Source organism: Lutibacter sp. Hel_I_33_5 (assembly GCF_007827455.1).
Classification (GTDB): Bacteria; Bacteroidota; Bacteroidia; order Flavobacteriales; family Flavobacteriaceae; genus Polaribacter.
On the sequence record NZ_VISM01000001.1, the window covers coordinates 638,650 to 664,360 of the forward strand.

A 25,711-nucleotide genomic window follows, 5' to 3' on the forward strand; every position below is an offset into this window, starting at 1 on the left:
AAGTATGAAAAAAATAGTATTCTTAATTTTTACAATTTTAAGTTTTCAAACTTTTTCTCAAGAATATAAATTAAGTGATTTAGAAAAAAAAGAACTCCGTAACTCAATTAGATTAAATTTTGTGTTACTTCCACAACCTACAAATAAAGTAAGCTATCCTTTACAGCAAAAAATGGGCTTTATTGGTCTAAATTATAATGTTCCTTTAAATGATTGGTTATATACAGGAGCAGGTTTTCATGCAGCCGTTACTGGAGATCAAGGCGGTTTATTTACTTTAGGTGTTAACTTAGGAGTTAATAAAAGAATTTATAAAGATTTATTTTTTGATGCTAATATCCATTTTGGCGGAGGTGGTGGGTATAGAACTCTTGTAAATGGTGGCGGAATTATAATTCCGAATATTGGATTACAATACAAAAAAGACAACTTTTCTTTTGGATTACAATACAGTTATGTAAACTTTTTTACTGGGATACAAAGAGGAGGAAATGCCTCTGTATTTGTAGAAATACCCAGCTTATTACGAACATCATCCTATAACGATGCTCAAAAAAGATTTGTTGTAAATCGTCAAATGATTGACGAAGTATGGAAAAAGCCAGCAGTTAGAAGTGTACAACAAATTACATTCGATTATTTTTTCCCGAGAGGAAATTCTAGGTCAGATGCAAGTACATCACCTAGATATCATCCAATAACAAATACATTATCAATTATCGGATTTGAATACCAACGTTATTTAACCAGTAACTCATTTATTTACGCACATCTAGACACTATGTATTTAGGGTTAACGGCAGGTTTTATGGACATGTTTTTTGGATATGGGAGAAACTTTATTGAAACTAAATATGTTAACTTTTTTGGTAAATTTGGAATCGGTGCAGCGGGAGGTAGAATTTTTCCTGAAGGTGGATTTACCATGTATCCAAGTGTTGGATTCGATGTTAAAATTACCGATAAATTTGGATTAAGTGGTCATGCAGGCTACCATAAAGCACTTCTAGGATTAGCAAGTTTTGAAGCCTATACTGCAGGATTTAGTTTAAAATATTATGCTTTAGCTGGAGGAACTTCAGATCCTTTTACTAATGAAGAAGTAAAAGAAATAAGAGCACAAGGAATTCAAATCGGTGTACAAAACCAAACATATTTTGATGTTGCAAAATTCGGGATTCCTGCGAGTGATTTACAATTAATCGCTATTAAAATTCATTACGATTTAAATAAACGATTTTATTTGTCTGGTGAAGCATCATTTGCTTATCAAGGAAAATCTGGTGGATATGCACATGGAATTTTTGGTTTAGGTGTGAAAAGTAATCGATTTTTTAATGATAATTTTTCTACCTTCTTAGAAATGCAAGCAGGTGTTGCTGGTGGTGGAAGAGTTGACTCTGGAGAAGGAATTTTAGTAAGACCAACTGTTGGACTTAATTATCATATAGATGATGATTTTTCTGTTCATGTATCTGGAGGACAAATGTGGTCTCCTTTTGGAAATGTAAACTCAACAAACATAAATATTGGTTTAACCTACGGTTTAACCATTTTAAATGCAAAAAAATAACTGAAATTTAATTTCAGAAATATATAATTAATGTCAGTTCGAGCGCAGTCGAGAACTAATAAAAGTAACACCTCTCGACTGCGCTCGAGAAGACAAAAAAAGACAAAAATGAATAACGGAATCTACGCAAAGTTCAATACTACAAAAGGAGAAATTTTAGTGAGCTTAGAGTTTGAAAAAACTCCCGGTACAGTTGGTAACTTCATTGCTTTAGCAGAAGGAAATTTAGAAAATCAAGTAAAATCTCAAGGAATACCTTATTATGATGGATTAAAATTTCATAGAGTAATTCCAGATTTTATGATTCAAGGTGGATGTCCACAAGGAACAGGAACAGGAAATCCTGGGTATAAATTTGATGACGAATTTCATCCAGACTTAAAACACGATGCTCCAGGGAAATTAGCCATGGCTAATTCTGGACCAGCAACAAACGGTAGTCAGTTTTATATTACCCACGTTCCTACTCCATGGTTAGATAATAAACATACTGTTTTTGGATCTGTGGTAGAAGGACAAGATATTGTTGATGCAGTTTCGCAAGGAGATGAACTTACTTCATTAGAAATAGTAAGAGTTGGAACAGACGCTGAAAATTTTAATGCTGTTGAAGCTTTTAGAACTTTTGAAGGATCTAGAGCAGAACGCGAAGCAGAAGAATTAAAAAAGCAAAAAGAATTACTAGATTCAGTTGCAGCTGGATATGATGAAACTGCAAGTGGATTACGTTACCAAATTTTACAAAAAGGTGGCGGAAAGCAAGCTACAAAAGGTGCTACTGTATCTGTACATTATAAAGGACAATTATTAGACGGAACTGTTTTTGATTCTTCTTATAAAAGAAAACAACCGATAGATTTTGCAATTGGCGTTGGACAAGTAATTGCTGGTTGGGATGAAGGAATTCAGTTATTAGAAGTTGGTGATAAAGCACGATTAGTAATTCCTTCTCATTTAGGATATGGTGAAGCTGGTGCTGGTGGTGTAATTCCACCAAATGCAACACTAATTTTTGATGTTGAATTAATGGATGTAAAGTAATGTCATTCCGTACTTAATACGGAACCTCATTCTAAATATAGATTCCTGCCTCCGCAGGAATGACAAAAAGCTCTCAAAATTTGAGAGCTTTTTTTTATGTGAAAAATTCAGTTCACCTCTAAACCTATACCTTTCAAATTCAGATAGTTATAAATATAAATGAAACGATGAATATTCGTAAAGTTAAGAACAACTAAACAAATATAAGGTCGAAAATACATTAACCACCTAGAGTCTAGAAATGTGAAGGTTAAAATCGAAGAAAAAAGAATACCTATTTTAAATAAAATAAACTTTCTTTTTTCAATATGTAATTCTCACATTTTACAAAGTTTAATTTTATAAATCTACACCATTACATAAATCCACATTTTTGCTTGCGTAAAACTCTCGACATTTCTTTTATTAACTATTAATTTTAGCGTAATAAGACAACGTTTTATTATTACATAACTAGTTGTAGGTAATTCCAAAAAAAAAATAGTATGAAAACAGAAAAGATTACTAAAAGTTGGAGTAAGCTTAATGATAGACAAAAAAATGAAGCATCAGGATATTATATAAGTGAATTTCAAAAATTCTATACTGAAACTCTAACATTAGAGAACGCCAGATTAATTTTAGATAATGATAAACCTTATGTTAAGGTTTATACACCTGAAAATATAGAACATGTATTTAAATTATCAGAAACCTATATGAATGAAGTACTTCTAGCTTTAATCAAAAAACGTGATAATTAGAAAAGAAATTAAAGATGATAATGAACTATATTTATATTTCAATGACAGATTGATTTATAAAAGATGGTTGAATGATGGATATTCTAAAGTATTTGACAAAATGGCTTATGGAAAAGACACTTTCGTTAGTATCATCGAAGATGAAAATGGAAAAATTCGACATCGAAGAAAGATTTTCATAAACGGAGAATTTTGTGAAACCAAAGAAGATTTTTGGAATAGATATGTAGCAGAGATTGAATCTGAAAAATTATTCGGAAAGAATCTTGACGCTTTTAATGACGCAATAATAGCTGAAGGACCTGGATTTCCAGGAGATTGTATAATTGAAATTATCGGAACTAAAAAACTTGAAAAAGTATTTGGAAAGAAAAATTTTGACTTTATAATCGGACTATTGAGAGATGCTGAATTTGTTGACCTGATAATTGAGAAAGAAAATATTGAATAAAAACTACCTACAACAACGTGTAAAAAACATAGGGCTGTTTATGCTTAATTTAAAGGCTTGGGTTTCTTTATGAGGTCGCCAAATTTTCAATTTGGCATTTAGAAAAAATAAAAGCAAAATATGTAAATTTGGCTTAGTGAGAGTTCGAAAGACAGTGCTTACCCTCTGCCCTACGTTCCTTACACCAAACGTTATCGAAACATAAAAATCACATTCTAATTTTATCAGCCTCTATTTTTAATGCTGTTTTTGCTTTAGTTGCTTCAGAAGATAAAGTCGTACCAATTAAATTAGTATTTTCATAAGAGTCTGTAGACAAATTATAAAATTCTTCACTTCCATCACTAAATACTAAAAGCTTGTAGGTATTATTTCTAATAGTATAGTCATTTGTTGTCTCAGCATAAACATATTCTCGTTCGTTACTAGAAGTACCAGAAAATAGTTCATAAAAACTTGTGCTGTTATTTATTGTTGAGGAATTTATCCCTGCAATATTTCCAACAGTATTATATATATCTGTTGCATGAATTAATGCATCTTCTCTACTCCCTTTTTTAGTAACTCCAGCACCAGAAACTACTAATGGTACATTTATTCCACCTTGATATAACGAACCTTTTGCTCGTGTTCTTCCGTAAGGAGCTTGTGAAACTTTATTAGGCGTTCCGTTATCACCAATAAAAATAATGACTGTATTTGCTTTTTCTTCTGCACTCATACTATTAATTAATCTACCTATTTCACTATCTAAAACTTCAATGGCAGACATATAATACGGCATTGGGTTTGCAGCAATACTAGCATCATCTGTAGGTAAACTTCCTTGGGAATGTAAATTAGTTGGTGCTAAATGAAACGGTGTATGTGGAGCATTATATCCCATCCATAAAAACCAAGGTTTCGTTTGTTTATCAATCCAATCTATAGCTAAATCTGTAAATTTTGTGGTTGTATATTCTGTAGAATTTGTGGTGGTTCCGTTTTCATAAAAGTTCCAATTGGTATATGATGGTACGCCACCATTTATAATTCCTGCATAATAATCGATGCCCATGGTTAATGCATCTGCTCCATCAACAGATAAATGCCACTTCCCTATCATAGCAGAAGCATATTCATCATTTGTATTGGTGTCTATATATTTTTGTATAGAAGTTTCAGAAGTAGAAATCTCATCTCCAACTTCTATCACGTCTGTTTTAATTCCGTATTTACCTGTTAAAATTGCTGCTCTTGTTGGAGTACAAACTGGATACGACCAAAAATTTTCAAAAGTAATCCCATCATTCATCAAACTTTGTAAATTGGTCATATTGGGTTTTATAGTTCCTTCTGAATAATTTGGAGTTGCATCTAAGCCCATATCATCAGCAATTATGAGTAAAATATTTGGCTTTTTAGTGACTACAATTTCTTCTATAACTTCTTCCGTTTCTGTAACCTGGGAAGAGCTACAGCCAAAAACCATTAAAAACCCGATTAAAAATATATATTTTTTCATTTATGCTGGTTAATTTGTTATTCATAAGACCATCATTATCAAGAATAGTTTAAAATTCTTTTTTTTATTGTAACAAAACGGTATTTTTAGTCGTCTAAATATATATTTAGAAATCAACAAACTTACCTATGAAACTTAAGTACATACTTCCGCTTTTAATGATATTAATTTTAGGCTGTTCAAATCCTAAGAACTCATCAGAATTTATAGAAAAAGCTTCTGGCAGATATTTATTTAACGCCAACGAAACCATGGAAATTTATTTTAAAGAACAAATTTTGTTCGTAAAATGGCGTGGAAATGAAAACTTAGAACCTTTAAAAGTTAATGACAGTACATTTTATTTAAAAGAATTGAATGAAAAGTTAGTATTTGTTTCTAATCCATCAACCCATATAAAACTAGCTCCTAAAAGGGAACATAAAGAGGTTGTTTACAAATTTAGAAAACTAACAGATGGCGAAAAAACTCCAAAAGAACATTTAATTGATAAAAATTTCGATTTAGCCTTAGAAAGTTATTTAAATATTCAAAAGAAGGATTCTTTAAATAAAAGCATTCAATGGAATACTATTAATAATTTAGCACACCGATATTTTAAAACTGAAAATAAAGAGACTGCTCTTTCCCTTTTTGAAATAAATATAAAATTATATCCCAAAAAACCTGCTGTTTATAGGAATTACGGATACGCTTTGATGGAAATTAAAGACACTATCAATGCTATAAAAAATTATAAAAAGGCGTTATCTATTTATCCTGATGATCAGCGAGCAATTAAATTTCTAAATAAACACAAAACAAAATAATGGAGCATTTACAATATCCTATTGGTAAAACTGACATTCCCGAAAAAATAACTTCAGAATATATTAAAAACTGGATTGCTACTATTGAAGATTTTCCTACAAAATTAGAAAACTTAGTACAGAACCTTTCTGAAGATCAATTAAATACACAATACAGACCTAGTGGTTGGACAATAAGACAAGTTGTACATCATTGTTATGATAGTCATCATAATTCATATACACGCTTTAAATGGACGTTAACGGAAGGAAATCCAGTTATTAAAGCATATTACGAAGATAGATGGGCTGAATTATTTGACACAAAATCTGCTCAAATTGATTTATCTTTATACGGAATAAAAGCATTGCATGCAAAATGGGTATATCTTTTAAAAGGATTAACTGAAAATGATTTAAACAACTATTTTATTCATCCAAGCGGAAATGAAAAAGTTACCTTAAAAGAAAATATTGGTATTTATGCTTGGCATTGCAATCATCATTTTGCACATATAGAACAATTAATGATTAGAAAGAATTGGATATAATTTTTATATCTTTAGGTTCTAATTTTATGTAAATGAAAACTGCCAAAGAATGGTTTAACGAATATGCAATAAGTCATCAAAACGAATCTAATATAATCATCCATTATATTTGTGTACCTGCAATATTTTTTAGTGTTGTTGGATTGTTAATGTGTATTCCAACAGGTTTTTTAGAATCAACTTTTGGCTTGTATAATCCGTTTATTGAAAATTGGGCTGCGGTACTTTTATCTGTTATTTTACTGCTATTTTACTTACGATTAGGGTTTTGGTATTTTATAGAAATGTTTGTGATATCAACTATTTTTATCATCATCAATAATTGGATTGATAACCATTTTAACCTTTTATGGGTTTCATTGGGTATTTTTATTATCGCATGGATAGGTCAGTTTTATGGACATAAAATTGAAGGTAAAAAACCATCATTTATTAAAGATTTACAATTTTTATTAATTGGCCCACTTTGGGTAATTCAAAAAATAGGAGGAAAAAAATGAATGTATTAAGAACTTTAATAGTATTGTCGGTCTGTATTTTTACAACATTTAACGCAAATTCTCAAAATAAAGAAAAATCAGATATCGAATTAATCACAGAAGTTCTGAATCACTATATTGAAGGAACTGCAAACGGAGAACCAGACCTCTTAAAAATTGCTTTTCATCCAGATTTTAATTTATATACAACCAAAAATGATAGTTTATGGATTCGTTCTGGAGAAAAATATGTTTCTAATATTAAAAAAGGCAAGAAATCAAGCAGGGTTGGAAGAATTATCTCTATCGATTATGAAAATAATGCTGCGAGTGCAAAAGCAGAAATTATTATTCCGAATTGGAGAGTATATACCGATTATTTTTTACTCTTAAAATATCAAGGTAGTTGGAAAATAGTTCAGAAATCATATTCCTATAGAACATATTCTAAAAAAGAGAAAAACTAATGAAAGAAGAAATTACATTCGAAGATTTTTTAAAAGTAGATATTAGAATAGGTACTATTATTGAAGTAAATGATTTTCCTAAAGCGAGAAAACCTGCGTATCAATTAAAAATTGATTTTGGCGATTTAGGAATCAAAAAATCGAGTGCTCAAATAACCGATTTATATACAAAAGAAGATTTGTTACAAAAACAAGTTTCTGCAATCATCAATTTTAAACCAAGACAAATAGCTAATTTCATGAGCGAATGTTTGGTATTAGGTATTTATAATGAAGATGGAAATGTTGTCCTTTTACAAGCTTCTAAGGCAATTAAAAATGGTGAACAGATTTCTTAGTTTCATTACGAACAAAGTGAAATAATCTATATAATTAATTTAAAGATTGCTTCTGTTTACAAAAAAGTAAACTTTGTAATGACAGGTAGTATTAATTATAAGTTTCAAGTTTTTTATAAACTCAAAACTCATCATTAAAAACTAAAAATTAATTATTAGTATTATTCAAAATTACCAAAGCTCCAATAACTCCAGGAATCCAACCACAGAAAGTAAGTAATAAAACAATCACAAAAGATCCGCAACCTTTTCCTAAAACGGAAAGTGGTGGAAAGATAATTGCAAGTAAAACACGTAGTAAGCTCATAGTAACTTTTATTGGTTAAGTACTTATAAGACGAGCTATTACTGGATTTGTTACACATTTAACCATAAAAAAAAGTCGCAAAGTAAGTATTTTACTTTGCGACTTTAGAGCTTTGCAACTAATTTTCACATCTTATCTCCAAAGAAAATAGCATTCATTAATAACTTATTTGTTCCGTACCAAAAAGCTCTAAAATTAGTATTATCAGTAAATACTAGTACACGACCTCTTCCCATTCTATTGGATTGAAACGGAACCGTATTCTTAATTAACTTCAAGTTTTCTTTAGATATATAACCGCTTAACAAAGGATTAGAAGTATACTGTATAGGATTATTATAACTCTTTTTATTAGGTTTTATAAATAATGTGGTATTTCTAAATAAAGCTATTTTATCATTCTTATACCCAAAATTTATAGGATGAGAACGATCTATTTTCGCTTCAAAAATTGAACCTCCAATAAATTGAGCACCTGACTGTAATGATCTATCTTCGAAAGAAACATTAGCTATAGAATCTTGTTTGTTCTCTTTAAAATCTAGGTCGATAAATTTATTTTTAGACAACCATTTTGCAGTATTTCTGTACCCAATTAATGTTCCTCCATTTTTAACCCAGGTTTTTAGTTTTCCAATAATTGAAGAACTTAAACTATTACTACTCGGAACAATAATCACACTATAGATACTTAAATTAACTCTGCCTAAATAAGACATATCTAATTTGCTCAATTTCATATCAAAACGAGTGTCTAACAAATGCCAAATTTCACCAGCATCGTAACTTCTAATTCCGTTACCTACTAACATCGCTACTTTTGGTTTATTAATCGCATCAAAATTTCTACTTCCTAAATCAATTCCGTCATTTAAACCTGTAGAAGTTCCTTTAATAATAAGATGATTTTCTTTTGCTATTTTTTCTAAAAACTGATACAATTTACTAGCGCCTAATTTTTGATTTTGAGCAGGAACAAAAATAGTTCCGTAGTCATACGAATTTCCATCATTTTTAAAATTCTTCAATGACACTTTTGCTCGGATTCCTTTTTGTAAAATAGTATTCAAGGCTTTTGGCGAATAATATTCATTCCAAGAAAATAAATATCCAACAGAACTCATACGAGAAATTGAACCAGCATTCATTTTTAAATTAGTTATTTCTTTTCCTGCTTTAGATAAAGAAACATCTTCGGCATAATCAACACCAAAGGCATGGTTAAATGTCCACGCAGAAACATCGTAAAACAAACTATCTTTAAAAGTAGTTCTAACATCAAACATGGCTTTTACCAAACGTTGATTCTTCTGATTCATAGGTACTACATAACTATAGCCTTTTTTAAACTTCTTCCCTTTTGAAGAAAAATCTGATTTTAATTCGTGAATTTTTATTTGATGTCTTTTCATCACTTCTGCTAAGTGATAACTTTTTGCAGCATCTTTTTCATCACCAAAAATAATTGCTTTTTTATTCCCTGAATTTCTTGCGTTTTTATAAAAATCTTGTTGATATTTTAAAATCTTAACACGCATATTTTTAGCAGCTTCCAACGTAGATAAAGTTGCAGTAAATTGATTTCTAATCGTAAACGGAAAAGTTAACACACCGTTATCACTTTCTTGTGCATGACCTCTAGAACTTCCCTGTTCAAACAAAATACCGATACTTCCATTAATGTCTGGAAACGTTGAACCTTTACCGTAATAAAAATCATCAAAGCTTTCTTCTGAATAATAGGTTGAGCCTAATTTATCAAATGCTTTTGCATGATACGTAGCTATTTCTTTGGTTAAATCCTGATTCATTTGTGGCGTTAACGGATTTGTTCTACTCGGAATTCCTGGTTGAAAAAAGAAAGTAGAATTTGTGCCCATTTCATGATGATCGGTTAAAATATTTGGCAACCATTTATGAAACGATGCAATTCTTGCTCTAGATTCTGGTAATTGAACAGGCAACCAATCACGATTCATATCAAACCAATAATGATTAGTTCTTCCTCCTGGCCAAACCTCATGATATTCTCTATCATTAGGGTCTGGATTTATATTTTGTGCCTTATTCGTATTTGCCCAATAGGCAAAACGCTGCAATCCATCAGGGTTAAAAGAAGGATCAAATAAAATAATAGCATTATTTAATAATTCATCTATTTTTTGTCCTTCAGCAGCCGCTAAATAATAAGCTGCAGCTAAAGAAGCATTAGAGCCACTAGGTTCATTTCCATGAATAGAAAATCCTTGATAAACTACAATTGGATGATTAGAAACATCCGAAGAATTATTAGTTGCATCAATATGATTTTGTCTAATATTTTCTATATTCTGATGATTGCTTGGCGTTGTAATTGTTAACAATAACAAAGGCCTTCCTTCAAAAGTAGTTCCTCTATTTTCTATGGTAATCCTATCAGAAGCTTTTGCCAAAGCTTTCATATATTCTACCAATTTATCGTGGGTTACATGCCACTCACCTACTTCATGACCAATGATAGATTGTGGTGTCGGAATATTTTTATTATACGTTACATCTTTTGGTAAATAGTAATTTAAATCAATTTTTTGTGCTTTACTATTCATTGAACACAATAGTAGAAATACAAGTAGTTTTTTCATTAGTAAGAATATTTGAATCCTAACAAATATATGAAATCAAAAAGTTTATAGTTGATACTTTAACAATGATTTCTGTTTACTAAAATAATTTTTCTAATAGTGATTGAAATTTATATTAGTAACAAATTTAAGTTACAAATAATCCTAAACATTATCAATGAAAAATAATATTGTTTTATATTATTTTTTTTGAATAAATTACCTCCTGTAGAGTATAGAAAAATTAAACAGCCTTTAAAAAATCATCTAAAGATTTTTCTTCTAACCCTATTTTTTTCTTTATTCTATATCTAGCTGTTTCAACTGTTCTTGGAGATACATTTATAATATTAGCAACTTCTTTACTTTTTAAATTAATAGCGACATAGGCACAATGTTTTTGATCCATAACAGATAACTGCGGACACATTTCTTTTAATTTTTTAAAGAAATAAGGCCTGTTACTTTCAAATTCTGCTTTAAAATCTAACCAAACTTCTTCTTCAGAGAAAATATCACCTAGAGACCTATTGATAAATAACAGTTTTGATGGATGAATTTCTTTATCTTCATTTATTAATTTAGAAATTGAATTAATAATATTATTTACACCATCTTTATAAGTAGATATTTTAAATGTTTTTGCAAAAAGTTTTTGTTTATTTTGTTCTAGAAGATATTCAATTTTTTCTTTATTTATTTTTAATTCATTGTTATTATTCTCTAACTCAATTAAATTATTTTTTAATTTATTATTTAAATCAATTTTTTGATCAAATAAATATTTTATTTTTTTCAAATAATTAATTCTGTTAAAAATAAATAAAATAGAACCAATAAGAAACAACACAATAAAAACAACAATTATGTTCTGATTTCTGATAACTTTTCTATTACTTTCTATTAAATCTTCATTTAACTTAATTTCCTTATATAAATATCTACTATCTCCATCTTCAATATTAAATTTTATAAAATCATTAATTAATAACACTAAAGAATCAGCTGATTTAATAAATTTATTAGCAGTTTTATAATCATTTTTCTTCTCATTTAACTCAGATTTAGCTAAATATATTTCTCTAAAAGAGTTATAATAATCTTTACTTATCTTGCGTGTTTTTAAATAATTTTTCGTGTGAATAATCGCCGTATCTAAATCAAAATTAGCTTCTTGTAATTTATTCAACTTTAATTTACTTATACCTCTAAACCTATATAATTCTTTAACTCTGTTAAAATGATTAGTGTTAAAATAAGAATCTTTATTATTAATAATTTCAATTCCCTTAGAAGCATAATCAATTACTTTACTCCATTGTTTAATTTTAATATTTAATTTACAAAATCTAGCATAAGTTGCCACTACAAAAGTTTTATCTTGTATTTTTTTACCATAAAAAACAGATTTTTTTAAAGCTTCTGTAGCTGCTTTATAATCATTTATACTTCCGTAATAAATACCAAGCGTATTATAAATATTATTAAGTAATATTAAATCATCACATCCTTTTGCATATTTTTCTGCTTCAAATATATATTCTCCTAAAGCTTCATTTCCTTTAACAACTCTTTCTTTAGCCGCCCTCATATGCAAAAGCATGGCATTTGTACAAGAATCTTTAAATATTATCTGGTTATTATCTATATAATCTATCAAAGGATATAAATCAATAAAAGCTCCTGTAATTTCAGAATCATAGAAAGTTTTCTTAACTGCTTCTTCAATATTACTATCATTAAACTTTTCTGATAAAAGTGATTTTTTACAAGAAAGAATACAAAAACTTAAAAGGATTATAATTATATAATAATTTTTAAACATCAATGAAATTAATTTATAAAAATACTATAAATTTAATTTAAAAAAATCTCATGGAACAATATTTAATATAGAATTAACAAAATATTAATTTAAGCACTTATTTATTAGATAAAACTTCAAAAGTCACTTTTTAGTGATGTTTTATATAATAATTTACACATAACTTTATGTAATACAGGTATATCTATGTATCGAAAACTCCTTTAACGGCTACTTTTTCTAAGAACAAAAATGATATTAAAATTTTAAGCGAAAGAAGTATTTCAGTTTTAAAGAAACTATATCTTAAATAGTATTTTAACCCTAACAAATATATGAATTCAAAAAGTTTATATTTGATACTTTAACGATGATTTATGTACACTAAAAGAATTTTTCCTGTTAGAGGAGTTATTAAATGGACTAGAAGACACATTTTGCTATTTTTATTGATAGCAACAATCCCAGTTTTCTTGTTTGATGTTGCTGGTTTAAAATGGTTGCATGTGCCTTGGTTGCCATTAGGAGTTTTAGGTACAGCTATTTCGTTTTTAATCAGTTTTAAAAATAATGCTTCGTATGATCGTTTATGGGAAGCACGTAAAATTTGGGGTGGAATTGTAAACACTTCACGTTCTTGGACGATTATGGTAAAAGATTTCATTGATAATACCCATGCAAAAAATCCTAAATCAAAAGAAGAGTTACAAGCGATAAAAAAAGAAATTGTTCATAGACATGTTGCTTGGTTAACGGCTTTAAGATATCAATTAAGAGCAGATAAACCTTGGGAATCTCATTTAAAAAATGACAAAGGAAATACAGAATTTAGAGAAGCATTTTATTTAGTTTGTGAAGATGTAGACTCTATAGAAAGTGTAATAAAACCTTATATTTCTGAAAATGAGTATAATGAAGTTTTTGCTAAAGGAAATAAGCCTTCACAACTATTAGGCATACAATCTAGACGATTAAAAGAATTAATGGATGAAGGTTTCATTGAAGATTTTCGTCATATGGAAATGATGAATATTTTAGTCGAATTTTACACTTTACAAGGAAAATCTGAACGTATCAAAAACTTCCCATACCCTAGACAATACGCAACCTTAAACTATATTTTTGTTTGGATTTTCATCATCCTTTTACCTTTCGGAATTATGGAAGGTTTTGAAGGTATTGGTCAGCATATTTTTGAGGATTTAGCCAACCATGCTTCACATTCTTCATTTACGCATAGAATACAAGAAGCTATTGCGAAACATTTTGTATGGTTTTCAATTCCTTTTAGTGCTTTACTTTCTTGGGTTTTTCATACGATGGAAAAAATTGGTGAAAACACAGAAAACCCTTTTGAAGGAGGACCCAATGATGTGCCAATTACAGATTTAAGTAGAGGAATAGAAATTGATATTAGACAATTAATTGATGATACAGATATACCGAAACCGTATCAATGGAAAAATGATATTGTAATGTAAGTTTTTTCTTTTTTCGGAAAAAATATTTAACTAAATTTATATAAAATAAATATGAAAAGAACAATATTATTAGTTGTAACTATTTTATTTATAATTTCAGCTAATTCTCAAGAAAAGAAAATTTGGGCAAAATCTTTTATTAATAAAAAAGCTCCAAGTATAATTGTAGAGAAATGGTTGACACAAAAACCAAATACTGAAGGTAAATTTATACTTTTAGATTTTTGGGCTACTTGGTGCGGACCATGTATAAAAGCCATACCAGAACTTAATTCTTTTCAAAAGGAATTTAAAAAAGATTTAGTTGTTATTGGTATAAGTAGTGAAACTCCTAGGAAAGTTAAAAAACAAAGAAATCCTAAAATTAAATACTTTAGCGCAATTGATCGAAAACGAAGATTAAATACTATATTAGAGATTAAAGGAATTCCTCATTGCATTCTAATAGATCCAAGAGGAATTGTTAGGTGGGAAGGATATCCAATATTAAAAAACAATGAATTAACTTCTAAAGTAATTAAAGAGCTAATTAAAAAATATAAATAAAGTTTTAGGAATAATAAAAGAGTCAAAAAAAATCCTAAATTCTTAATTTTTCTTCTATGAAATTACTAGAATGATAAAATTTTATAAAGAGTTACTCATTTTTTCTATACTATTTATTTTATACTGATATTTGCAGTTAATCACCTACTTTATATAGTGAATAATGGTTGACAACTCAAACTTAGAAGTTCTAAACAACGCTCTTTCTGGAGAATTATTTTTTGATGATTTACACAAAAGCATCTATGCAACGGATGCATCGGTATATCGTAAAATTCCTACTGCGGTTGCCTTTCCTAAAAACAAAAAAGACATTGTAAAACTCATTGAGTTTGCTAATCAAAATTCAATCACTTTAATTCCTAGAACAGCAGGAACTTCGTTAGCAGGTCAATGTGTTGGAGATGGAATTGTCGTTGATGTTTCTAAACATTTTACGCAGATTTTAGCCTTTGATGAAACTAGTAAAACAATTACGGTTGAGCCAGGAATTATTAGAGATGATTTAAATCGTTTTTTAAAACCCTACGGATTATTTTTTGGCCCAAATACCTCAACATCAAACCGATGTATGATTGGCGGAATGGTAGGTAATAATTCTTCCGGTAGTACTTCAATTCGTTATGGAGTTACACGTGATAAAGTTGTAAATATTGATGGTTTATTAAGTGATGGAACCAATGTTTCTTTTCATGAAGTTACCTCACAAGAGTTTAAAGAAAAATCCAATCTAAATTCTTTAGAAGGAAAAATATATAAAAGTATTTATTCTGAACTCGTTTCAGAATCTACGCAACAAGAAATAAAAAATGAATTTCCAAAACCAGAAATTCATAGAAGAAATACAGGGTATGCCGTTGATGAGTTTTTGACTTCCGATTTATTCGGTGGAGAAAATCCAACTATTAATCCTGCAAAGTTTTTATCAGGAAGTGAAGGAACTCTAGTGTTTTCAACTGCAATTACCATTCAGTTAGACGACTTACCTCCTACGGAAAGCATTATGGTTTGCACACATTTTAAAAGTGTAAACGAAAGTTTAAAAGCTACAGTTATTGCCATGAATCACAACTTATATACCTGTGAATTGATGGACAAAGTAATTTTAGATTGCACCAAAAATAACAGAGAACAAGCCCAGAACCGTTTCTTTTTACAAGGTGATCCAGATGCCATATTAATGTTAGAAGTTTCTGCAAATACTTTGAAAGAAGCAGAAGTTTTAGCTGATATATTAATTGCTGATTTAGAAAAGAATAAGTTCGGGTATCATCATCCAAAAGTATATGGAAAAGATATTGCAAAAGTCCATCATCTTAGAAAAGCTGGCTTAGGATTATTAGGTAATATGGTTGGTGATAAAAAAGCGGTGGCATGTATAGAAGATACTGCTGTGGCTTTAGAAGACTTACCAAACTATATTGAAGAGTTTACCCAAATAATGGATAGATATCAGCAAGATGCTGTTTATTATGCTCATGCTGGTGCTGGGGAATTACATTTACGTCCAATTTTGAATTTAAAGAAGCAAGAAGATGTCGTTTTATTCAGAAAAATAACCACTGAAACTGCCGAGTTAGTTAAGAAATATAAAGGTTCTTTTAGCGGTGAACATGGTGATGGAATTGTACGTGCAGAGTTTATTTCGTTAATGATTGGTGATAAAAATTATCAATTATTAAGGCGCATTAAAAAAGCATTTGATCCTAACAATGTTTTTAATAAAGGAAAAATAACGGATGCTTTTGAAATGGATAAAAGCTTGCGTTATGAAATTGATCGAAAAGAACCTATTATAAAAACCATTCAGGATTTTTCTGATAGTGAAGGAATTTTAAAATTAACTGAAAAATGTAATGGTTCGGGTGATTGTAGAAAATCTGCAGAAGCTGGCGGAACGTTATGTCCGAGTTATAGAGCTACAAAAAACGAAAAAGATACCACAAGAGCACGTGCAAATACTTTACGAGAAGTTTTAACCAATAATTCAACTTCTAATAAATTTGATTCTAAAGAACTTAAAGAAGTTTTTGACCTTTGTTTAAGCTGTAAAGCTTGTGCCACAGAATGTCCTAGTAATGTTGATGTAGCAGCCTTAAAAGCAGAGTTTTTATATCAATATCAAGAAAAAAATGGATATTCGTTTAGAAGTAAATTATTTGCTAACAACGTAAAATACAATAAATTAGGAAGTAAATTTCCTGCAATTACTAATTTCATTACCAATACAGCGCTTTCAAAAGCTATTATGGGAGTTGCGCAAGAACGAAGTGTTCCTAAATTATCTAAACAACCTTTAGAGAAGTTTTTAGAAAAGTTAAATGTCATTTCAAGCGCAGTCGAGAAATCTCAGAAAGAAGTTTATTTATTTAACGATGAATTCACTAATTACTACGATACAGAAATTGGAAAAGACGCTTTAATAGTTTTAGATAAATTAGGATATCAAACTAAAAATATAAAGCACGAAGAAAGCGGAAGAAGTCATATTTCTAAAGGATTTTTAAAAGAAGCTAAAGAAATAGCAAATAAAAATGTTTCAATTTTTAAAGATTTAATAACTGATAAAAGTCCGTTAATAGGAATTGAACCATCGGCAATTTTAACGTTTAGAGATGAATACATCCGACTAGCAGATGACAAAGTATCCGCAGAAAAAATAGCTAAGAATACGTTTACGATTGAAGAGTTTTTAGCATCAGAATTCAAAAAAGGAAATATAAATTCTGAAATCTTTACAAATGCGTCTAAGACGCTAAAAATTCATGGACATTGTCATCAAAAAGCATTGTCTAGTACACATGCTACTTTTGAAATTTTAAACATCCCAGAAAACTACAAAGTAACTATTATGAATACGGGTTGTTGTGGAATGGCGGGTTCTTTTGGGTATGAAAAAGAACACTATAAAGTTTCTATGCAAGTTGGAGAAGACACGTTGTTTCCTAAAGTTAGAAATTGTAGTGCTGACACAGAAATTGCAGCAGCAGGAACAAGTTGCAGACATCAAATTTTTGATGGCACAAAACGTATTGCTAAACACCCAATAACATTATTAAAAGAAGCTTTATTATAGTAATTAGTTCTTAGTTTCTTGTTGTTGGTAATTTGTTTTATTTATCATTATTCTTTTGATTTTCGTTTTTGTACATTTAAACCCTAATCATTTTTATGTTTAAAACTAAAAAGAAAGCAACTGCCATGTTTGCCCTCATTATTGCAGGGGAAGCTATTTTTTTATTACCATTTATTTTAATGCGTGTTTTTAAACCGGTTATTAGAGAAGCTTTTCTAATTTCTGATGCTCAAATTGGTGAAGCACAAGCTTTATACGGAATTACAGCGGTTCTCTCCTATTTCTTTGGTGGATTTATTGCTGATAAATGGGAAGCTAGAAAATTATTAACGTTCTCTTTATTATTAACTGCTTTAGGCGGTTTTTGGATGACCATGATTCCATCAATATTCACTTTAAAAATGCTATATGCATTTTGGGGAATATCAACTATTTTACTTTTTTGGGCATCGCTGATAAAAGCAACCAGACAATGGGGAAACAAAAATAATCAAGGATTATCTTTTGGTTTATTAGATGGAGGAAGAGGATTATTTGCTGCTACAATTGCGTTATCTGGCGCAGGAATTTTAACTTTTTTCTTTCCAGATAAAGGAGTCGAAATAACTTTTGAAAATAAAGTAGAAACATTACAATATATTATAGGTACGATTACATGTATCGTATTTTTAATTGCCTTTTTAGTTTGGAAAGTATTACCAAAAGAAAAAATAGAAACTCAAGATAATAAAGAATTTCAATTCGACTTTAAGAAAGCTTTTTCTTTAATAAAACAACAAAAGGTAATCTATCATTCCATCATTATTTTTTGCGCCTATTGTTCTTATAAACTAACTGGTGTCTATGGAACCTATGCAAAAGATGTTTGGAATTATTCATTAGAAGAAGCTACTTATTTTGCTGTTTTTATTCAATATTTAAGACCTTTAGCTGCAATTTCTATTGGTTGGATTGCCGATAAATTTGTTCCATCAAAATTAATTACCCCTATTTTTTCAATACTAATTTTAGTGTCAGCTTTTTTAGGATTTGGAGTTTTTAACGACCAACATATTTATATATCATTTTCCATATTTATATTCATGGCTTTAGGAACCTATTCATTAAGAGGCTTGTATTTTGCAATTATTGAAGAAACAAAAACACCGCTTCAGTTAACAGGAACTTTAGTCGGAATTATTTCTGTAGTGGGTTTTACGCCTGACATTTTTATGTCTTTATTTACAGGATATATGTTAGGAGAAAATCCAACAATTATCGAATATCAACATTTATTTTCAACCTTTACAATCATACCAATAATAGGTTTATTGGCAACTTTAGGTTTTAGAAAAAGCATTTCAAAATTATGAGTAAAAGAAGTAAATATATAGCTGATAAAAATCGCTATGAGAAGATGAATTACCGTAGAACGGGAAATAGTGGCTTATTACTTCCTGAACTTTCTTTAGGCTTATGGCATAATTTTGGAGAAAATGATGATTTTAAAAATGCAAGAAATTTATTAAAATGTGCTTTTGATAACGGAATTACGCATTTTGATTTAGCAAATAACTATGGTCCGCCTTATGGTTTTGCTGAAACAACTTTTGGAAAAATTTTAAAAAAGGATTTCAAAAATTATAGAGATGAATTAATTATTTCTTCCAAAGCAGGTTATGATATGTGGGAAGGTCCATATGGTAATTTTGGCTCAAAGAAATATTTAATCTCTAGTTTAGATCAAAGTTTACAAAGAATGAAGTTAGACTATGTTGATATTTTTTATCATCATAGACCAGATAATGATACGCCTTTAGAAGAAACAATGGGTGCTTTAGATTTGATGGTTAGACAAGGAAAAGCATTGTATGTTGGTATTTCTAATTATCAACCTAAAGAAGCAGAAAAAGCTTTTAAAATCTTAAATGATTTAGGAACTCCATGTTTAATTCATCAACCAAGATATAGTTTATTTGATCGTTGGATTGAAAATGGATTATTAGATTTATTAGGAAATTCTGGTGTTGGTACAATTTGTTTTTCACCTTTAGCACAAGGAATGTTAACCGATAAATATATTAATGGATTACCAAAAGATTCTAGAGCCATAAAGGACGGACGCTATCTTAAAACTGACAAAGTTTTAGAAATGCTTCCTAAAATTAAAACATTAAATGAAATTGCAAAGAATAGAAATCAGAATTTAGCACAAATGGCTATTTCTTGGATTTTAAAAGATGATAGAATTACTTCAGTATTAATTGGTGCTAGTAAAACTGAACAAATATTAGATAGTGTTAAAGCTATTGAAAACACAATATTTACAGAACAAGAATTATCTACTATTAATTCTATTTTAAAATAAAAAAGGATTTATAATTTAGAAATATTTAGTTAAAATTATTTAATCAATAATGCCTTCTTCAGCTAATAAAGCAAAGAACTTATTTAAATTTGGCATTAAAATAATTTTAGTTCTTCTGTTTTTAGCTCTATTAGTTTTTGAATCATTTGGATACAAAGGTATTGTATCTCCTCTACCAGAAGCTATTAATCTACTACCTTCTATATCGAATTTACTTTGTAAAATTCTAACAATTGTTGTTGCTCTTTTTACACTTAAATCCCAATTATCTTGTACACTCTCATTTTGAATTGTTTGAGAGTCCGTATGACCTTCAACCATTACATCTAGACTCTTTTCTGACTGAATAATATCAACAACTTTAGTCAAAAGTTCCAAACCACTTTTCTTAAAATTATAGCTACCAGAACTAAATAATAGTTTATCAGAAATTGATATCATAACTACTGTTTCCTCTATATCAACTTTAATATCATCAGAACTATTAAACTCTGTTTTTCCTAAAGTTTTTCTTACAATATTGTAAGACATTGCTAAATTTATTGAATCTTTTAACGTTTTTGCTTGCGTTAATTTTTCTGGTGAAATTTTAGATAGAGTTTTGTTTAGGTTTGATTTAGCTTCTTTTGACAAGACAGCTTTACCATCTACCATCTCTAATTTAAAAGCATTTTCTGTTTTTAAATTAACTTCATTATTACCACTTAAGGAATTTATTTTATCATTATAGAGCTCAATTCTTTTATCAATTTTAGCATACTTAAGTTGTAACTTTTGCAAACTACCTTTTGTATTATGATATTTAGATTCTAATTGAACATATTTTTTCTTAGACACACAAGAAGTGGCTATTAATACAAATGCTAATAATGCTAAGGTTAATTTTTTCATTTTTATTTTTTTATAAATATAAAGCCATAATTAATGAATTTCAAATTAAAATGAAAAAATCATATAAAAAAACTTACTTTAATGATTCCAAACTTTTCTTAATCGTTTCGATTTTAGCAATTGTATCCGATTCTTTTTTACGTTCTAAAGTAATAACTTGTTCTGGCGCGTTAGAAACAAAACGTTCGTTAGATAGTTTCTTCTGAATTCCAAATAAGAAACCTTCTGCCCTTTTCAGTTCTCCTTTTAACTTCGTAATTTCTGCTTCTACATCAATATTTTCGATTGAAATTGGTACAAAATACTCGTTAGATTTCACTCTAAATGAAGCACCATCAACTTTTTCTGAAACATAATTTATAACCGAAGTATTTGTTAGCTTTTTAACAACAACATCAAAATCTTGAGTATAATTTTCAGTATTAACTACAAACAATTCAATCGCATCTTTAAAAGAGATATTCTTTTCTTTTCTAATGGTACGAATTCCTGAAACAATTTCTGTTGTAAAATCGAAAGTTTTAATTAACGATTGATTTGATACAACTTGTTCTGGATATTTTGCAACAACCAAAGCTTCGTCTGGTGTTCTTTCCGTAATATGTTGCCAGATTTCTTCTGTTAAAAATGGCATAAACGGATGTAAAACCTTTAAATTATTTTCTAAAACATCAATAATATCATGAAATGTTTTAGCATCAATTGGCTGTTGGTACGCTGGTTTTACGATTTCTAATAACCAAGACGAAAAATCGTCCATAATTAATTTATAAATCGCCATTAACGCATCAGATAGTCTGTATTTACTATAATGATCTTCTATTTCTGTAAGTGTTTGTTGAAATTTAGCTTGGTACCATTCTAAACCTATTTTAGCAGTTTCTGGTTGCTCTAAATCCTCATCAATTTCCCAGCCTTTAATTAATCGAAATGCATTCCAAATTTTATTAGCAAACCCTTTTCCTTGCTGACATAAATCTTCATCAAACATTAAATCGTTTCCTGCTGCCGAACTTAACAATAAACCAACACGCACACCATCGGCACCATAATCTTCAATCAATTTCAATGCATCGGGAGAGTTTCCTAACGATTTAGACATCTTACGTCGTTGCTTGTCTCGTACTAAACCTGTTAAATAAACATTTTTAAATGGTTTTTCGTCTTTATACTCATATCCAGCAATAATCATACGTGCGACCCAGAAAAACAAAATATCTGGACCCGTTACTAAATCGTTGGTTGGGTAATAGTATTTAATTTCTTCGTTTTCTGGATTACGAATACCATCAAAAACCGACATTGGCCATAACCATGAAGAAAACCAAGTATCTAAAGCATCTGAATCCTGACGTAAATCGCTAATTTCTAGCTGTTGGTTGTTGGTTTTTTGTTTTGCTAATACTAATGCTTCTTCGATGTTTTCTGCAACTACAAAATCTTCTTTTCCATCGCCATAGAAATATGCAGGAATTTGTTGTCCCCACCATAATTGACGAGAAATATTCCAATCGCGAATATTTTCCATCCAGTGGCGATACGTATTTTCGAATTTCTTTGGATATAAATTAATTTCGGTATCATCGCCTAAAACCGCTTTAATAGCAGGTTTTACTAATTCTTCCATTTTTAAAAACCACTGATCAGATAATCTTGGTTCGATAACTGCTTTGGTTCTTTCGGATGTTCCTACTTTATTTGTGTGGACTTCGGTTTTTACCAAAAACCCTTTTTCTTCTAATTCTTTAGCTATTTCTTTTCGAACAACAAATCGGTCTTTATCTTGATAATGCAATCCGAAAGAATTTAAAGAAGCATCTTCATTAAAAATATCTATAACTTCTAATTTGTGCTTATCTCCTAAATTCTTATCATTTTCATCGTGTGCTGGTGTTACTTTTAAACACCCTGTTCCAAACTCAACATCTACATATTCATCTTCAATAATAGGAATTACTCTATCGCATAAAGGCACAATCGCTTTTTTGCCTTTTAAATGTGTAAAACGCTCATCATTTGGATTAATACAAATTGCTGTATCACCAAAAATAGTTTCTGGACGCGTGGTAGCAATAGTTAACGTATCGTTAGAACCTTCAATTTTATATTTTAAATAATATAAATTTCCTTGGCGCTCTTCATGAATTACTTCTTCGTCAGAAAGTGTTGTTTTAGCCTCAGGGTCCCAATTTACCATTCTGTAACCACGGTAAATTAAACCTTTGTTATATAAATCGACAAAAACTTTAATTACAGATTCAGACATTTCTGGATCCATTGTAAAGGCCGTACGTTCCCAATCGCAAGAAGCACCCAGCTTTTTTAATTGTTCTAAGATAATTCCACCGTATTCATCTTTCCAATCAAAAGCGTGTTGTAAAAATTCCTCACGTGTTAAATCGCTTTTTTCAATGCCTTGCTCCTTTAATTTAGCAACAACTTTTGCCTCTGTAGCAATAGAAGCGTGATCTGTACCAGGAACCCAACATGCATTTTTACCCAATAAACGTGCTTTTCTAATCAACACATCTTGAATAGTATTATTCAACATATGTCCCATATGTAAAACTCCCGTTACGTTTGGCGGAGGAATTACAATTGTATATGGCTCTCTTTCATCTGGTGTTGAATGAAAATAATTATGTTTCATCCAGTAGTCATACCACTTACCTTCTACCTCTTTTGCATTAAATTTTGATGGAATCGCCATACTTTGGAATAGTTTTTGAAATATAGTTTGCAAAAATACAACTATCTCTTTTTAACAGAAAATTATGCAGTTGAATTTTTTGAAGTAAAAATTATTCGTAAATTTACCTTGTAAACATTAGAAATCATGAGAAAACTTTTCACAATTATCGTATTATCTATTTTTTCAATAACTGCTTTTGGACAAAAAGCTGAATTTAAGTTTGAGAAAGAAACCATTGATTATGGAAAGATTATTAAAAACTCTGATGGTGTAAGAACTTTTACATTTACTAATATTGGTAGTGAACCTTTAATTATTAAAAACATACAATCTAGTTGCGGTTGTACAGTGCCTAAAAAACCAGACCAACCAATTTTACCAGGTCAAAAAGGAGAAATAAAAGTTGCTTATGACACAAATAGGCTTGGTGGTTTTTCTAAAGCAATTACAATTTATTCTAACGCTAAACATGAAAGAAAAGTTGTTAAAATAAAAGGTTTTATTTCTAAAGGAGTATCACTTGAAAAGAAAAAAAGTATGCTTTCTGACGATAGCTAGATTCTTTTTTTAAGGCGAAATTCAAATTTCTTTACTTCTCCTTTTCTTCGAATTTTAAGCCTAACTCTTTTATTATTCTTAGTTTGAAATCTAGCAATAATATCTCCCAAGGTTAAATCGTAGGTTTTTTTTCCGTTTATAGAAATTAAGAAATCATCTTTTTTCAACCCTGCAATATCAGCTGGAGAATCTGGAAGCACTTTATTTACCTTGTAAGAAGGTTTAAATTTAAACACATAATTAAGTACATAAGAAAATGTTTGGTTTGCATTTGAGGTATTTTCTTTTCTACCAAAAGACTCTAAAATTGTTGGTTTACCACTCTCTTTCACCAATTCTTTTCCACTATAAATAATATCTAAACCACTCATATTATAATTAAAACCTCCTTTTAAAGAACCATTCTTCTTAAAAGTAATTTTTCTATTAGGATAATCAATCCAAATTTTAAAACGTTTTAATGTATTACCACCTATACTTCCGTTTCGCTCTCGAAAAACTCTTGCATGAAAAGTAGATGCTGAATCTAAAAATGAAACTGTTGGTTCATTAATTTTATAGTTTCCTAAAATTAATGCGGGGATTCTACTTCTATTACCATAAATAGTTCCGCTTAAACCTTCACCAAGAACGTCTTTAAAATATTTATTTGGTGTTTGTATTTCCTCTTTTGTATTCTCAAATAACCATAACGAATCACTGCCACCAGAATCAATCAACATTTTCACATTAGTAACTTTATCACCTATTGTATCTAATTGAGCTCTAACATCTATATACGGTTTCTGTCTATTAAACTCAATCGGAAAAGTTTCACATTTTCTGCATTTGGAATATTTAAAATTTGATGGATTATAAAAAGTAATTTTTTTAGTTTTATAATTTATTTTAGCTATTACTTTTGATAATAAATTATACCCAATAATCCCATGAATTGTAGTTCCCATCTTACTTGAAAGATCAAATTTATCTCTAAGAATAAAATAAACATCTTCATTATAACTAATCATATTTTTTATTTGAAATCTATTATTCTTAGATATAATTGCTTCCACTGGATCACCTTTTCCTAGACCTTGCAGTTTAATATATTCAACATTTTTTAAACCCAAACTATCATTTTCCGATAGATTGAATAAAATAGTTTTATTTACACCTGTGTCTAATATAAAATTGAGTTCTTTTTTGTTTACTTCAAGAGGGAGTACAATTAGATTATTAATCAATTTAAAGTTTATGGATTCTTTTTCTGAATTCTTCCCATAAAATTGAAAACCAGATTGGCTAAATGTTTGAAAACAAATAAGTATAAAAAGTAGGGTTGAAACTTTTTTTATCAATTGTAAAGTTTTGGATGTTAAATCAATATACAAATTAACACCGACTAGCCATATTTTTTATGAAATCTTTAACCTTTAGTAATCTTTAGTTAAAAAGAATAATGTGAAATATATTTTGCAAATTTGCAGTACTA

Annotated in this window: 22 protein-coding genes; 15 read left to right on the plus strand and 7 right to left on the minus strand. The window is 29.3% G+C overall.

Annotation, left to right across the window (positions count from 1 at the left end; genetic code table 11):
- The first annotated feature begins 4 nt into the window (after window positions 1–4).
- The 4 genes from OD91_RS02755 to OD91_RS02770 all read left to right on the plus strand — a co-directional run bounded on the left by OD91_RS02755 (window position 5) and on the right by OD91_RS02770 (window position 3,808).
- On the plus strand, window positions 5–1,573 hold the full coding sequence (locus OD91_RS02755) for a hypothetical protein (RefSeq protein ID WP_144894872.1): 1,569 nt from the start codon (window positions 5–7) through the stop codon (window positions 1,571–1,573).
- A gap of 108 nt (window positions 1,574–1,681) precedes the next feature.
- Window positions 1,682–2,614, plus strand: coding sequence for a peptidylprolyl isomerase (locus OD91_RS02760; protein ID WP_144894873.1), 933 nt, complete (start codon window positions 1,682–1,684; stop codon window positions 2,612–2,614).
- A 485-nt stretch (window positions 2,615–3,099) separates the two neighbouring features.
- On the plus strand, window positions 3,100–3,357 hold the full coding sequence (locus OD91_RS02765; protein ID WP_144894874.1) for a hypothetical protein: 258 nt from the start codon (window positions 3,100–3,102) through the stop codon (window positions 3,355–3,357).
- Entirely contained in the window at window positions 3,347–3,808 is a 462-nt protein-coding gene (locus OD91_RS02770) for a barstar family protein (RefSeq protein WP_186434381.1), read from the plus strand. The genes OD91_RS02765 and OD91_RS02770 overlap by 11 nt, the downstream gene beginning before the upstream one ends.
- Before the next feature lie 208 nt (window positions 3,809–4,016).
- On the opposite strand, the gene OD91_RS02775 is transcribed toward OD91_RS02770, so the two are convergent.
- The gene (locus tag OD91_RS02775; protein ID WP_144894875.1) at window positions 4,017–5,312 is read right to left on the minus strand and encodes a sulfatase-like hydrolase/transferase; all 1,296 of its coding nucleotides are present in this window, start codon (window positions 5,310–5,312) and stop codon (window positions 4,017–4,019) included.
- Between the two features lie 128 nt (window positions 5,313–5,440).
- On the opposite strand from OD91_RS02775, the gene OD91_RS02780 reads away from it, so the two are divergent.
- Genes OD91_RS02780 through OD91_RS02800 form a run of 5 tightly spaced genes read left to right on the plus strand, consistent with a single transcriptional unit; the run spans window position 5,441 to window position 7,935 of the window.
- Window positions 5,441–6,121 carry a tetratricopeptide repeat protein gene (locus OD91_RS02780; protein WP_144894876.1) on the plus strand — a complete coding sequence of 227 codons (681 nt, stop codon included), beginning with the start codon at window positions 5,441–5,443 and terminating at the stop codon, window positions 6,119–6,121.
- Window positions 6,121–6,651 carry a YfiT family bacillithiol transferase gene (locus tag OD91_RS02785; protein ID WP_144894877.1) on the plus strand — a complete coding sequence of 177 codons (531 nt, stop codon included), beginning with the start codon at window positions 6,121–6,123 and terminating at the stop codon, window positions 6,649–6,651. The genes OD91_RS02780 and OD91_RS02785 overlap by 1 nt, the downstream gene beginning before the upstream one ends.
- Before the next feature lie 32 nt (window positions 6,652–6,683).
- Window positions 6,684–7,151 carry a DUF962 domain-containing protein gene (locus OD91_RS02790; protein ID WP_144894878.1) on the plus strand — a complete coding sequence of 156 codons (468 nt, stop codon included), beginning with the start codon at window positions 6,684–6,686 and terminating at the stop codon, window positions 7,149–7,151.
- Window positions 7,148–7,597, plus strand: coding sequence for a nuclear transport factor 2 family protein (locus OD91_RS02795; protein ID WP_144894879.1), 450 nt, complete (start codon window positions 7,148–7,150; stop codon window positions 7,595–7,597). Before OD91_RS02790 ends, OD91_RS02795 begins: the two co-directional genes overlap by 4 nt.
- A complete protein-coding gene (locus OD91_RS02800; protein ID WP_144894880.1) occupies window positions 7,597–7,935 on the plus strand; it encodes a tRNA-binding protein in 339 nt (112 codons plus the stop codon). The genes OD91_RS02795 and OD91_RS02800 overlap by 1 nt, the downstream gene beginning before the upstream one ends.
- Before the next feature lie 148 nt (window positions 7,936–8,083).
- Here OD91_RS02800 and OD91_RS02805 read toward each other — a convergent pair whose 3' ends face one another.
- The 3 genes from OD91_RS02805 to OD91_RS02815 all read right to left on the minus strand — a co-directional run bounded on the left by OD91_RS02805 (window position 8,084) and on the right by OD91_RS02815 (window position 12,667).
- Window positions 8,084–8,242, minus strand: a complete 159-nt coding sequence (locus tag OD91_RS02805) for a YqaE/Pmp3 family membrane protein (RefSeq protein ID WP_144894881.1) — start codon at window positions 8,240–8,242, stop codon at window positions 8,084–8,086.
- A 125-nt stretch (window positions 8,243–8,367) separates the two neighbouring features.
- Window positions 8,368–10,863 carry a M14 family zinc carboxypeptidase gene (locus OD91_RS02810; protein ID WP_144894882.1) on the minus strand — a complete coding sequence of 832 codons (2,496 nt, stop codon included), beginning with the start codon at window positions 10,861–10,863 and terminating at the stop codon, window positions 8,368–8,370.
- A 223-nt stretch (window positions 10,864–11,086) separates the two neighbouring features.
- Window positions 11,087–12,667, minus strand: coding sequence for a hypothetical protein (locus OD91_RS02815; RefSeq protein WP_144894883.1), 1,581 nt, complete (start codon window positions 12,665–12,667; stop codon window positions 11,087–11,089).
- Window positions 12,668–13,023: 356 nt separating this feature from the next.
- On the opposite strand from OD91_RS02815, the gene OD91_RS02820 reads away from it, so the two are divergent.
- From OD91_RS02820 to OD91_RS02840, 5 genes are all read left to right on the plus strand, one after another.
- Window positions 13,024–14,127, plus strand: coding sequence for a bestrophin family protein (locus OD91_RS02820; protein WP_144894884.1), 1,104 nt, complete (start codon window positions 13,024–13,026; stop codon window positions 14,125–14,127).
- 51 nt (window positions 14,128–14,178) lie between these two features.
- A complete protein-coding gene (locus OD91_RS02825) occupies window positions 14,179–14,673 on the plus strand; it encodes a TlpA disulfide reductase family protein (RefSeq protein ID WP_144894885.1) in 495 nt (164 codons plus the stop codon).
- Window positions 14,674–14,836: 163 nt separating this feature from the next.
- The gene (locus OD91_RS02830; RefSeq protein ID WP_144894886.1) at window positions 14,837–17,749 is read left to right on the plus strand and encodes an FAD-binding and (Fe-S)-binding domain-containing protein; all 2,913 of its coding nucleotides are present in this window, start codon (window positions 14,837–14,839) and stop codon (window positions 17,747–17,749) included.
- Window positions 17,750–17,844: 95 nt separating this feature from the next.
- Window positions 17,845–19,101 (plus strand): nitrate/nitrite transporter, encoded by a 1,257-nt coding sequence (locus OD91_RS02835; RefSeq protein WP_144894887.1) that lies wholly within the window; start codon window positions 17,845–17,847, stop codon window positions 19,099–19,101.
- Complete coding sequence (locus OD91_RS02840; protein ID WP_144894888.1) at window positions 19,098–20,096, plus strand: aldo/keto reductase; 999 nt, start codon at window positions 19,098–19,100, stop codon at window positions 20,094–20,096. The genes OD91_RS02835 and OD91_RS02840 overlap by 4 nt, the downstream gene beginning before the upstream one ends.
- A gap of 39 nt (window positions 20,097–20,135) precedes the next feature.
- Here OD91_RS02840 and OD91_RS02845 read toward each other — a convergent pair whose 3' ends face one another.
- The gene (locus OD91_RS02845) at window positions 20,136–20,987 is read right to left on the minus strand and encodes an OmpA family protein (RefSeq protein WP_144894889.1); all 852 of its coding nucleotides are present in this window, start codon (window positions 20,985–20,987) and stop codon (window positions 20,136–20,138) included.
- Window positions 20,988–21,060: 73 nt separating this feature from the next.
- Window positions 21,061–23,697, minus strand: coding sequence for a valine--tRNA ligase (locus OD91_RS02850; protein ID WP_144894890.1), 2,637 nt, complete (start codon window positions 23,695–23,697; stop codon window positions 21,061–21,063).
- A 126-nt stretch (window positions 23,698–23,823) separates the two neighbouring features.
- Here OD91_RS02850 and OD91_RS02855 point away from each other — a divergent pair, with 126 nt between their 5' ends.
- Complete coding sequence (locus tag OD91_RS02855; RefSeq protein ID WP_144894891.1) at window positions 23,824–24,237, plus strand: DUF1573 domain-containing protein; 414 nt, start codon at window positions 23,824–23,826, stop codon at window positions 24,235–24,237.
- Here the strand turns inward: OD91_RS02855 and OD91_RS02860 are convergent.
- Window positions 24,234–25,577 carry an aspartyl protease family protein gene (locus tag OD91_RS02860; protein WP_144894892.1) on the minus strand — a complete coding sequence of 448 codons (1,344 nt, stop codon included), beginning with the start codon at window positions 25,575–25,577 and terminating at the stop codon, window positions 24,234–24,236. The genes OD91_RS02855 and OD91_RS02860 overlap by 4 nt on opposite strands.
- Window positions 25,578–25,711 lie beyond the last annotated feature (134 nt).